This is a genomic window from Streptomyces sp. NPDC089915, assembly GCF_040684675.1.
Lineage (GTDB): Bacteria > Actinomycetota > Actinomycetes > Streptomycetales > Streptomycetaceae > Streptomyces.
In genome coordinates this window covers 1-11,116 of the sequence record NZ_JBFBGN010000087.1, presented here as the reverse complement: position 1 = coordinate 11,116, position 11,116 = coordinate 1, and the positions used below count along the sequence as shown (strand labels likewise).

The window sequence follows — 11,116 nt, the reverse complement described above, 5'->3', positions numbered from 1 at the left end:
CCCCCGGTAAACGAACGGCCTATCCGACTATCGGACGACCGCCAGCCAGCCAATCACGGAAATCCGGCCACGGGAAGAGGCGTGTTGCCCCTGTCCCGCACGGTCAGGTCTGGTATGAGGCGAGTTCGACGACGGTGATGTCGGACGGCGCGCCCACCCGGACCGGCGGCCCCCAGGCGCCGGCGCCCCGGGAGACGTAGAGCTGGGTGTCCCCGTACCGCTCCAGGCCCGCCACCGTCGGATTGGCGAGCTCGGCGAGGTAGTTGCCCGGCCAGAGCTGCCCGCCGTGGGTGTGGCCGGAGAGCTGGAGGTCCACGCCGTGGCGGACGGCGTCGTCGATCACCACCGGCTGGTGGGCGAGGAGCACGGAGGTGCGGGAGCGGTCGCGGTCGCCGAGCGCGGCCTGGAAGTCGGGGCCCTCGCCCTCCTTCTCCCCCTGGACGTCGTTGACCCCGGCGAGATCGAAGTACGGCAGCTCGCGGCGGGCGTTCTCCAGCGGGACCAGGCCGAGTTCGCGGACGTGGTCGACCCACTGCCGGGCGCCGGAGAAGTACTCGTGGTTGCCGGTGACGAAGAAGGCTCCGTGGCGGGAGCGCAGTGCGCGCAGGGGTTCGGCGGCGGGCCCGAGGTCGTGGACGTTGCCGTCGACGAGGTCGCCGACGACGGCGATGAGGTCGGGCTGGGTCCGGTTGACGGTGTCGACGATGCGCTGGGTGTGGGCGCGGCCCAGGATCGGGCCGAGGTGGACGTCGCTGACGACGGCGATCCGGAAGCCGTGGGCCGCGCGGGGCAGCCGGGCGAGGGGCACCTGCACCCGCTTGACGCGCGGGCCGCGCAGCACCCCGTACGTCCCGTTCCCGACGGTCAGCCCGGCGGCGGCGACGGCGGCCCCGCCGACGGTCCGCGCGACGAACACCCGGCGGCTGACCCCGGCGCCGGCCGGCTCCGGGGCACCGCTCCCCCGCCCGGCCGGGGCCGCTGCGGCGGCGGGTTCGGCTGCGGCTTCAGCGGCGGCCGGGGCCGTTGCGGGGACGGCCTCGGCGGTGTCCGCCTGGATGCCGGGCAGGGACGTGGGCACCTCGGCGGGGGCCGGAAGGGCCCCGGCGGCGGTGTCGCGGGCGATCCGGCGGAGCCACAGGCGGCGGACGGGCTCCCCCACCAGCATCGCCAGCGTCAGGTACAGCAGGACCGCGAGCCACATGAAGCCCGGCCAGGCCACCAGCCGCTGGACCCAGAACGGGGCGCCGGCCCGGCCCGCCGTCAGGGCGGCCAGGGAGAGCAGCGGCAGCGCGAAGGCGAGGACCGTCCCGGCCCGCCGCGCGGGCCCGCCCGCGCGGGTGGTGTCGCGGACCAGCCGCACCCACAGCCACCGATGGACCAGTCCCAGCAGCGCCAGGACCGCGACCACCGCCACAATCACCACAAACACGGTCATCGTGATTCGCGCCGCAGTACGCGCAGGCTGCGCAACCCGATCACTCCGACGGCCGTCCCCAGGAGGAAGGAGGTCACCGCGAGGAGGAGGTGGACCCAGAAGTAGGCCGTGGGCCGACCGTCGTCGAAAGCCAGACCGCTGGCGTCATTGAAGAGGTTCTTTACGAACGTGGACCAGATCACCCAGGACCAAGCTCCGAACGCTGCGAGGAACCAGGACGCGGTACGGCTGAGTTTCATGTCCCCAGTATCGGATTCGTCCCCAGGACGGACGCGGCGGGGTGGGCCGTACCGGGGGTGGTTCGCCCCGGTTGGCCGGTCCGCGACGCCGGGCAGCAGATCGGGATGTACGTTCACCTGCGTGTCTGCCAAGAAGACCGCTCTGACGGTCCTTTCCGCCGCGCTGCTGGTTCCGGCGATCCTCGTCCAGGCCTCCACCGCGCCCGCGCGCGCGGCGACGACGCCCCCTGCGGCGGACGGGAAGGGACGGCCCGGGCAGGCCCCGGCGGCACCCGCGCCGCCCCCCTCGATGTCCACGGTCGGCGGCGCCCGGCTCGGCCAGCCCGGCACCCAGGTCAACCTCCTGCCCGGGGCGCCCGCACTGCCCGCGAACCTCACCGGCCGGTCCTGGATCGTGGCGGACGCCGAGACCGGCGAGGTCCTCGCGGCGCACAACGCCCACTGGCGGCTGCCCCCGGCGTCCACCATGAAGATGCTCTTCGCCGACACCGTGCTGCCCGCCCTGCCCAAGGACCAGGTGCACCACGTCACCGGCCAGGACATGGACGGCGTCGGCCCCGGCAGCAGCCTGGTCGGGGTCAAGGAGGACCACGACTACTCCGTCCACGACCTGTGGCTCGGGGTGTTCCTGCGCTCCGGGAACGACGCGGTGCACGTGCTCTCGGCCATGAACGGCGGCGTCGAGAAGACCGTCAAGGACATGCAGGCGCACGCCGAGGAACTCCAGGCCCTGGACACGCACGTGATCTCGCCCGACGGCTACGACGCCCCCGAGCAGGTCTCCAGCGCCTACGACCTCACCCTCATCGCCCGCTCCGGACTCCAGAAGCAGGACTTCCGCGAGTACTGCGGCACCGCCCAGGCGAAGTTCCCGGGCGTCCAGGAGGCGGGCAAGCCGCGGGAGTTCTTCGAGATCCAGAACACCAACCGGCTGATGACCGGCGCCGGCGGCATCGCCCCGTACAAGGGCATCGCCGGGGTGAAGAACGGCAACACCACCATGGCCGGCTCCACCTTCACCGGCGCGGCCCAGCGCGGGGACAAGAAGCTGCTGGTCACGGTGATGAACCCGGAGCACGGCGGGCTCAACTCGGTCTACCAGGAGACCGCCGACCTCTTCGACTGGGGCTTCGCGGCGGCCGGCAAGGTCAAGCCGGTCGGTGAGCTGGTACCCCCGAAGAGCGCGGACACCCGCCCCTTCGGCTCCCCGGCGAAGTCCCACGAGAACACCCCGGTGGCGGACGGCCCGCCCGCCTCGGGCGGCGGTCTCGGCACCGCGCTCGGCATCGCGGGCGGAGCCCTGGCCGTAGTGGCGGGCGGGGCCTACGTGGTCAACCGCCGCTGGCCGCGGGGCCGGCGGGGCCAGGGTTCGTAGCGGGCCCCTCCTCCTGCGCCTCCTCCCGCGCCTCGTCGTCCCGGGTCGCGGTCCAGGCGGCGCAGTACAAGAGCAGCTTCGCCGTGAAGTTGATCCACAGCAGCAGGGCGATCGGCACGCCGAAGGCCCCGTACATGCTCTTGGCGGCCACCCCGCGCATATAGCCGCTGAGCAGCAGCTTCAGCAGTTCGAAGCCGGCCGCGCCGATCAGTGCGGCCTGGAGGAGGCGGGCGCGCGGCGGCTCGACCCCGGGCAGCAGGGTCAGCAGGTAGAGCAGGAGCAGGAAGGCCGCCAGGACGCCGACGAGGAAGGCCCCGGCCCGCAGCAGGGCCCCGCCCGCCCCGCCCCTCGGGATGCCGGTGAGCTCGGCGACCTTGCCGACGGCGGTGGAGCCGATGATCGACGCGGCGGCCGAGGCGAGGGCCGCCCCGCCGAGGCCGAGCAGCACCAGGGCGTCCTTGCCCTTGCGGACCACCGGGTTGCCCTGGTCCTCGTCGTCCTTCTCCCAGACGGCGCGCAGGCAGTCGCGCATGGATCCGATCCAGCCGATTCCGGTGAAGAGGAGGATCGCGCCGGCGACGAGGCCGACGGTGCCCGCGTTGGCGACGAGGCCGGGGAGGTCGAGCTGGTCGGAGATGCCGGGGACCTGCTCTCCGAGGCTCTTCTGGAGCCGGTCCAGCTGGTCCTGGCTGAGCGTCGCGGCTCCGACGGCGGCGGCGACGGTGATCAGCGGGAAGAGCGCGAGGAAGCTGATGAAGGTGATCGCGGAGGCCAGCCGGGACCAGTGGACCCGGTCCAGGCGCTCGTACGAACGCCAGGCGTGCGTCCTCAGGACGGCCGACACGAGCGGTCCGATCACCGGGAGTTTCTTCAGCCAGTCCATGGGGGCCACCGTAAATGAGCTGCCGGAAATAGTCGGGATTGCCGCTTTCGGGCATTACGGTCGTCGATTGTGACTTTTCGCCCCGCGCCCCGTGCCGCGCCCCGACCGTTCCACGCCCTGGTCCTGCGAAGGCTCCGCTTCCACGCCTTCCGCGCCTGCCGGGGCCTGCGGCCGTCGCGTCAGGCGCGCCGTATGGCGGTGTCGGCCCCGGACGGTCCCGACTGCGCGGGGACGGCCGTCGCGGCGGTCCCGAAGGGGTACTCGCGCAGCTTGCGCCAGACCCCGTCCGAGCCCTGCTCGTAGAGGGCGAAGCCCGCGCACTGCCAGCCGGCGGCGTAGTCGGAGAGCTCGGTGAAGGCCCGGTCCATGGCCTCCTCGGAGATCCCGTGGGCGACCGTGACGTGCGGGTGGTACGGGAAGGCCAGCTCGCGGCTGATGGGGCCCTCGGGGTCGCGGATGCGGCCCTGGAGGCTGGTGCAGCCCTCGACGCCCTCGGCGAGCCGGACGAAGACGACCGGGGAGAGGGGCCGGAAGGTTCCCGTCCCCTCCAGCCGCATCGCGAAGGAGGGGAAGGACCGCGCGACCTCGGCGAGGTGCGCCCGGATCTCCGCCAGCCGCCCGGCCTCCACCTCGGTGGGCGGGACGAGGGTGACGTGCGTGGGGATGCCGTGCGCGGCGGCGTCCCCGAAGCCGGCGCGCAGCTGCTGGAGCTGGCTGCCGTACGGCTCCGGGACCGCGATCGAAACGCCGAGCGTTACGGTCCCCACGTGATCTCCTCCGCGCGTCTTGGTGTGTAGTCACGTCGATGTGGTCGGATCGACGCGATCGCATCGGGTGCTGCCGCCTCAGTGTGGCGGCAGCACCCCCTCGGCCGCCAGGGGCCTCGGTCGGTCAGTGCTTGGCGGGCACGAACCCGATGCGCTCGTAGGCCTGCGCCAGGGTCTCGGCGGCGACCGCCCGGGCCTTCTCCGCGCCCTTGGCCAGCACGGCGTCCAGGGTCTCCGGGTCGTCCAGGAACTCCTGCGTGCGCTGCTTGAAGGGTGTGACGAAGTCGACCATCACTCCGGCGAGGTCGGTCTTGAGCGCGCCGTACCCCTTGCCCTCGTACGCCGCCTCCAGGGCGGGGATCGACTCGCCCGTGAGGGTGGAGTAGATCGTGAGCAGGTTGCTGACGCCGGGCTTGTTCTCGACGTCGAAGCGGATCTCGGCCTCGGTGTCGGTGACCGCGCTCTTGATCTTCTTCTCGGTGGCCTTCGGCTCGTCGAGGAGGCTGATCAGGCCCTTCGGGGAGGAGGCGGACTTCGACATCTTGATCGAGGGGTCCTGGAGGTCGTAGATCTTCGCGACCTCCTTGACGATGTGCGCGGCGGGGAGGGTGAAGGTCTGGCCGTAGCGGTGGTTGAACCGCTCGGCGAGGTCGCGGGTCAGCTCCACGTGCTGGCGCTGGTCCTCGCCGACGGGGACGGCGTTCGCCTGGTAGAGCAGGATGTCGGCGACCTGGAGGATCGGGTAGGTGAACAGGCCGACGCTGGCGCTGTTGACCCCGCCCTTGGCGGACTTGTCCTTGAACTGGGTCATCCGGCTGGCCTCGCCGAAGCCTGTGATGCAGTTCATCACCCAGGCGAGCTGGGCGTGCTCCGGGACGTGGCTCTGGATGAAGAGCGTGCAGCGCTCGGGGTCCAGGCCGGCGGCGAGGAGCTGCGCGGCGGAGAGGCGGGTGTTCGCGCGGAGGTCCTTCGGATCCTGCGGCATGGTGATCGCGTGCAGGTCGACGACCATGTAGAACGCGTCGTGCGTCTCCTGCAGGGCGACGTACTGGCGGATCGCTCCGAGGTAGTTCCCGAGGTGGAACGAGCCGGAGGTGGGCTGGATGCCGGAGAGCGCGCGAGGACGGTCAGAAGCCATGCCGCCATTCTCTCAGGTACCGGCCCCCCGGGGGCCCCGCCCCCGGCCCCCCGCGCCTCGATCGCTGGCGGGGCTGTGGACAGCCCCGCCGGCGATGGAACTACGCGACCGGGAGGCCCGGGGCCGGGAACGCCGCCAGGAGGTCGGCCACCTCGGCGCGGATCGCGGCCAGGGCCTGCTCGTCACCCTTGGCGGCGGCGTCCACCGCGCGGGAGATCCAGTCGGCGACCGCCGGCATGTGGTCCGCGGTCAGGCCGCGGGAGGTCAGCGACGGCGTACCGATCCGGATGCCCGACGGGTCGAACGGCTTGCGCGGGTCGAACGGCACCGTGTTGTAGTTGACGACGATGCCCGCGCGGTCCAGCGCCTTCGCCGCGATCTTCCCCGCCACCCCCCGCGAGGTCAGGTCCATCAGGATCAGGTGGTTGTCCGTGCCGCCCGAGACGAGGTCGAAGCCGCGCTCCAGCAGCGCCGCCGCCAGCGCCTTCGCGTTGGCGACGACCGCGTGCGCGTACGCCGTGAAGGACGGCTGGGCCGCCTCGTGCAGGGCGACGGCGATGCCCGCCGTCGTCTGGTTGTGGGGGCCGCCCTGGAGGCCGGGGAAGACCGCCTTGTCGATGGCCTTCGCGTGCTCCTCCCTGCACATCAGCATCGCGCCGCGCGGACCGCGCAGGGTCTTGTGGGTGGTCGTGGAGACCACGTCCGCGTACGGGACCGGCGAGGGGTGGGCCCCGCCCGCGATCAGGCCCGCGATGTGCGCCACGTCCGCGACGAGGATCGAACCGGCCTCCCGCGCGATCGACGCGAACGCCTCGAAGTCGATCGTGCGGGGCAGCGCCGTGCCGCCGCAGAAGAGGATCTTCGGGCGCTCCGCCAGCGCGAGCTCGCGCACCGCGTCGTAGTCGATCAGGCCGTCCTCGGCCCGCACCCCGTACTGGACGCCCCGGAACCAGGAGCCCGTCGCCGAGACGCCCCAGCCGTGCGTCAGGTGCCCGCCCATCGGCAGGGCCATGCCCATCACGGTGTCGCCGGGCTTCGCGAAGGCCAGGTAGACGGCCAGGTTGGCCGGGGAGCCGGAGTACGGCTGGACGTTCGCGTGGTCCACCCCGAACAGGCCCTTGGCCCGCTCGATCGCGAGGGCCTCGACGCGGTCGATGTTCTGCTGGCCCTCGTAGTAGCGGCGGCCCGGGTAGCCCTCGCTGTACTTGTTCTGCAGGACCGTCCCGGAGGCCTCCAGGACGGCGGCGGAGACGTAGTTCTCGCTGGGGATCAGGCGCAGCGTCTCGGCCTGGAGGGTCTCCTCGGCGGAGACGAGCGCGGCGAGGTCGGGGTCGGTGGCGAACAGGGCGGGCTGGCGGTGCGCGGTCATCGCGGCTCCTCCGGGGTCGATGTCAGGTCTCGTCCCCGCGAGGCCCAGGCGAGCGGCCCTGTGTGCGGTAGTGCGCGCACGACTCCCCCGGAGTTGGTTCTCCGTACGCCAGTCGCCGTGCGTACCGAACACCTTAGCGGGCGCGGCACCCGGGAGGTTTCCGCGTCCACGATCCGAGCGACGATACAAAGGACGCCACCCATGTCACCCGCGTCACCAGCAGACGGACGATCGGAGACCCCGTGTCGAGAACAGCTGATGCCATCCGCTCCGCCGACGAGCACAGCGCGCACAACTACCACCCCCTCCCGGTCGTCGTGGCCTCGGCGGAGGGCGCGTGGATGACCGACGTGGAGGGGCGGCGCTACCTCGACATGCTCGCCGGGTACTCGGCGCTCAACTTCGGCCACGGCAACCGGCGTCTGATCGACGCGGCCAAGGCCCAGCTGGAGCGGGTCACCCTCACCTCCCGCGCCTTCCACCACGACCGCTTCGCCGAGTTCTGCACCGAACTCGCCGCGCTCTGCGGCAAGGAGGCGGTGCTGCCCATGAACACGGGCGCGGAGGCCGTGGAGACGGCGGTGAAGACGGCCCGCAAGTGGGGGTACGAGGTCAAGGGCGTCCCGGACGGACAGGCCAAGATCGTGGTCGCGGCCGGCAACTTCCACGGGCGGACGACGACCATCGTCAGCTTCTCCACCGACCACGACGCCCGCGACCACTTCGGCCCCTACACCCCGGGCTTCGAGATCGTCCCGTACGGGGACCTCACCGCGCTCTCCCAGGCCGTCACCGCCAACACCGTCGCCGTCCTGCTGGAGCCGATCCAGGGCGAGGCGGGCGTGCTGGTCCCGCCGCCCGGGTACCTGGCGGGCGTACGGGAGCTGACGCGCGAGCGGAACGTGCTGTTCATGGCGGACGAGATCCAGTCGGGCCTGGGCCGCACCGGGAAGACCTTCGCGTGTGAGCACGAGGGCGTCGTCCCGGACGTGTACGTCCTGGGGAAGGCGCTCGGCGGCGGTGTGGTGCCGGTCTCCGCCGTCGTCGCCGACCGCGACGTCCTCGGGGTGTTCCGGCCCGGGGAGCACGGCTCCACCTTCGGCGGGAACCCCCTGGCCTGCGCCGTCGCGCTGGAGGTGATCGCGATGCTGCGCACCGGCGAGTACCAGCAGCGGGCCACCGAGCTCGGCGACCACCTGCACCGGGAACTGAACCTGCTGGCCGGGTCCGGCGCGGTGACGGCGGTACGCGGGCGCGGGCTGTGGGCGGGCGTCGACATCGACCCGGCGCGCGGCACGGGCCGGGAGATCTCCGAGCGGCTGATGGGGCGCGGGGTCCTGGTGAAGGACACGCACGGGTCGACGATCCGGATCGCGCCGCCGCTGGTGATCTCCAAGGAGGACCTGGACTGGGGTCTGGAGCAGCTGCGGGCGGTCCTCGCCGGCTGACGGGGTCGGGGGTGCCCGGCCGGGCACCCCCTGGCGGTCAGAGGATGACGTGCGGCAGGAAGCGGGCGTACTCGTCGGTGACCGGGCCCGCCGACTCGCGGATGCCGAGTCCGGCCGCCTCCTCCTCGACCACCCAGGCGCCCAGGACCACGCGGTTGCCGTCGAAGTCGGGCAGCGGGGCCAGCGCCTGGAAGACGTACGTCTCCTCCTCGGCCGGTACGAAGGGCTCCCCGCCCGGCTCGTGGAGGGTGACGCCGGCGCCCTCGCGGCCCAGCAGGGGCTTGGCGGCGTACCCGCCGGTCTCGGCGAGCTCGCGGGGCCCGTCGAGGTAGGCGGGCAGCAGGTTCGGGTGCTCGGGGAAGAGCTCCCAGAGGATCGCCAGCAGCGCCTTGTTGGCCAGCAGCATCTTCCACAGCGGCTCGATCCAGGCGGTGGTGCCGGTCCCGCCGCCGTGGTCGTAGGTGCCGAGGACGTGCGGGCCGAACTCGTCGTCGACGAGCCACTCCCACGGGTAGAGCTTGAAGCAGCCGCGGATGAAGCGGAGCTTCTCGTCCACGAAGCGGCCGGAGAGGGCGTCCCAGCCGATGGTCTCCACGGACAGGGCGTGCGTCTCCAGCCCGGCCTGCTCGGCGGTCTCCTGGAGGTAGGCGACCGTCATCAGGTCCTCACCGAGCTCGTCCGTCTCGGAGTGGGCGAAGTGCAGCGGTCCGGGCGGCAGCAGCTCGGCCTGCCGGCGCCAGGCCTCGACGAGCCGCTCGTGCAGGGAGTTCCACTGGTCGGCGCCGGGGAAGCGCTCCTCCATCCAGAACCACTGCGGGCTGGCCGCCTCCACCAGCGAGGTGGGGGTGTCGGCGTTGTACTCCAGCAGCTTGGCGGGGCTGCCGGAGCCGTCGTAGCGCAGGTCGAAGCGGCCGTAGAGGGAGGGCTGTTCGGCGCGCCGCCGCCAGGACTCGGCGATGAGCGCGGCGACCTCGGGGTCGGTGATGCCGAGGTCGGCGAAGCGGTCGTGCTCGACGATGTGGGCGGCCGCGGCCAGGCACATGGCGTGCAGTTCCTCGACGACGTTCTCCAGCGCCTCGACCTCGGGGAGGGAGAAGGAGTAGTACGCGCTCTCGTCCCAGTAGGGGCGCAGCGAGTCGTCGGGGAAGCGGGTGAGGGGGTAGATCAGGCCCTGCTCCTCGACGGTCTTCTGCCAGTCGGGGCGGGGTTCGATGGTGTGGCGCTCCATGCGGGTCAGCCGCCGGAGGAGCTGGAGTGGCTGCCGCCGCCGATGCCGCCGCGGGTGACGGCCGACTTGTCGAAGCTGCCGCCGGACACCTTGCCGTTGCTGACGGTGCCGCCGTAGTAGTAGGCGCCGCGGCCGCCGCTCTTGCACTCCTTGGAGTTGAGGTGGTCCAGCGTGGACTTGGACGCGCAGCGCTTGTCGGGCTCGCTGCTGCTGCCGCAGGCCACGAGGGTGGCGGCGAGCAGGCCCATGCCGCCGAGGGCGACCGCGCCGGAGCGCATGCGTCGTCGGGTGGTGTCGCTGGTGTCCATGGTGTTCCGCTCCCCCTGGGTGGCGTGGGTCCCGACAGACTAGAGCGGGGGTGTCGGGGGAGGGAATCCGGCCACCGTCACACCCTTGTCACGGCGGGGGCCCTAGAGTCGGTTTCGTGCTGATCGGAATGGTTTGCGCGCTGGGCGCGGCAGTGTGTTTCGGTACCGCCTCGGTCCTCCAGGCGGTGGCGGCCCGGGCGGCTGCGCGGCCGGGGGCCGCGGGCTCGGGGGTGGACACCGCCCTGTTCCTGCGGGCGGTGCGGCAGTGGCGGTACCTGGCGGGGCTGGGGCTGGACGCGGTCGGGTTCGTGCTCCAGATCATCGCCCTGCGGCACGTCCCCATCTACGCGGTGGGGGCCGCGCTGGCCGCGAGCCTGGCCGTGACGGCGGTGGTCGCGGCGCGGCTGCTGGGGGTGCGGCTGTCGCGGCGGGAGTGGGGTGCGGTGGGGGTGGTGTGCGCGGGGCTGCTGATGCTGGGGCTGGCCTCCGGTGAGGAGGGCGACCGGGCCGGAACGCTCGCCCTGAAGCTGGGGCTGCTGGCGGTGGCGGGGCTGGTGCTGCTGGTGGGGGCGGTGGCGGGACGGCTGCCGGACGGCTCGCGCGCCCTGGTGCTCGGGCTGGCCGCCGGGACGGGCTTCGGGGTGGTGGAGGTGGCCGTCCGCCTCATCGACTCCTTCTCCCTGCGGGAGCTGCGCAACCCCGCGCTGTACGCGCTGCTGCTGGGCGGGGCGGCGGCGTTCCTGCTGCTCACCTCCGCCCTGCAGCGGGGTTCGGTGACGGCGGCGACGGCCGGGCTGGTCCTGGGCGAGACGGTGGGGCCGGCGGCGGTGATCGGCCGCGATGGCCTCGACGAGCTGGCTGCTGGAGATGAAGCTCAGCTTCGGGGTGGACGTGGTGCCCCCGCTGCCCAGCACGATCGAACCGTG

11 protein-coding genes and 1 riboswitch are annotated in these 11,116 nt (G+C 72.6%); of the genes, 3 read left to right on the top strand and 8 right to left on the bottom strand.

What is annotated here, in order from left to right; genetic code table 11:
- Positions 1 to 103: 103 nt before the first annotated feature.
- Together AB0O29_RS23790 and AB0O29_RS23785 are read right to left on the bottom strand one after the other, a co-directional pair.
- Complete coding sequence (locus tag AB0O29_RS23790) at positions 104 to 1,435, bottom strand: metallophosphoesterase (RefSeq protein WP_365154433.1); 1,332 nt, start codon at positions 1,433 to 1,435, stop codon at positions 104 to 106.
- Positions 1,432 to 1,674, bottom strand: a complete 243-nt coding sequence (locus AB0O29_RS23785) for a hypothetical protein (RefSeq protein ID WP_365154431.1) — start codon at positions 1,672 to 1,674, stop codon at positions 1,432 to 1,434. The genes AB0O29_RS23790 and AB0O29_RS23785 overlap by 4 nt, the downstream gene beginning before the upstream one ends.
- A 121-nt stretch (positions 1,675 to 1,795) precedes the next feature.
- Here AB0O29_RS23785 and AB0O29_RS23780 point away from each other — a divergent pair, with 121 nt between their 5' ends.
- Positions 1,796 to 3,049 (top strand): D-alanyl-D-alanine carboxypeptidase, encoded by a 1,254-nt coding sequence (locus AB0O29_RS23780; RefSeq protein WP_365154429.1) that lies wholly within the window; start codon positions 1,796 to 1,798, stop codon positions 3,047 to 3,049.
- Here the strand turns inward: AB0O29_RS23780 and AB0O29_RS23775 are convergent.
- From AB0O29_RS23775 to glyA, 4 genes are all read right to left on the bottom strand, one after another.
- A complete protein-coding gene (locus AB0O29_RS23775; RefSeq protein ID WP_365154428.1) occupies positions 3,006 to 3,932 on the bottom strand; it encodes a YihY/virulence factor BrkB family protein in 927 nt (308 codons plus the stop codon). The genes AB0O29_RS23780 and AB0O29_RS23775 overlap by 44 nt on opposite strands.
- 179 nt (positions 3,933 to 4,111) lie before the next feature.
- Positions 4,112 to 4,699: a 2'-5' RNA ligase family protein gene (locus AB0O29_RS23770; protein ID WP_365154426.1), complete on the bottom strand. Its 588-nt coding sequence runs from the start codon at positions 4,697 to 4,699 to the stop codon at positions 4,112 to 4,114.
- Between the two features lie 124 nt (positions 4,700 to 4,823).
- Positions 4,824 to 5,837 (bottom strand): tryptophan--tRNA ligase, encoded by a 1,014-nt coding sequence (gene trpS, locus AB0O29_RS23765; protein ID WP_365154424.1) that lies wholly within the window; start codon positions 5,835 to 5,837, stop codon positions 4,824 to 4,826.
- Between the two features lie 100 nt (positions 5,838 to 5,937).
- Positions 5,938 to 7,206: a serine hydroxymethyltransferase gene (gene glyA / locus AB0O29_RS23760; RefSeq protein ID WP_365154422.1), complete on the bottom strand. Its 1,269-nt coding sequence runs from the start codon at positions 7,204 to 7,206 to the stop codon at positions 5,938 to 5,940.
- 35 nt (positions 7,207 to 7,241) lie between these two features.
- Positions 7,242 to 7,332: riboswitch (ZMP/ZTP riboswitch) on the bottom strand.
- Between the two features lie 116 nt (positions 7,333 to 7,448).
- Here glyA and rocD point away from each other — a divergent pair.
- Positions 7,449 to 8,654 (top strand): ornithine--oxo-acid transaminase, encoded by a 1,206-nt coding sequence (gene rocD / locus AB0O29_RS23755; protein ID WP_365154420.1) that lies wholly within the window; start codon positions 7,449 to 7,451, stop codon positions 8,652 to 8,654.
- A gap of 37 nt (positions 8,655 to 8,691) precedes the next feature.
- Here rocD and AB0O29_RS23750 read toward each other — a convergent pair whose 3' ends face one another.
- Both AB0O29_RS23750 and AB0O29_RS23745 read right to left on the bottom strand, forming a co-directional pair.
- A complete protein-coding gene (locus AB0O29_RS23750) occupies positions 8,692 to 9,882 on the bottom strand; it encodes a glutathionylspermidine synthase family protein (RefSeq protein ID WP_365154418.1) in 1,191 nt (396 codons plus the stop codon).
- A 5-nt stretch (positions 9,883 to 9,887) separates the two neighbouring features.
- On the bottom strand, positions 9,888 to 10,190 hold the full coding sequence (locus AB0O29_RS23745; protein WP_365154417.1) for a hypothetical protein: 303 nt from the start codon (positions 10,188 to 10,190) through the stop codon (positions 9,888 to 9,890).
- A 128-nt stretch (positions 10,191 to 10,318) separates the two neighbouring features.
- Here AB0O29_RS23745 and AB0O29_RS23740 point away from each other — a divergent pair.
- Positions 10,319 to 11,116, top strand: a 798-nt coding sequence (locus AB0O29_RS23740; protein WP_365154468.1) for a hypothetical protein, incomplete at its 3' end; no start/stop codon positions are given.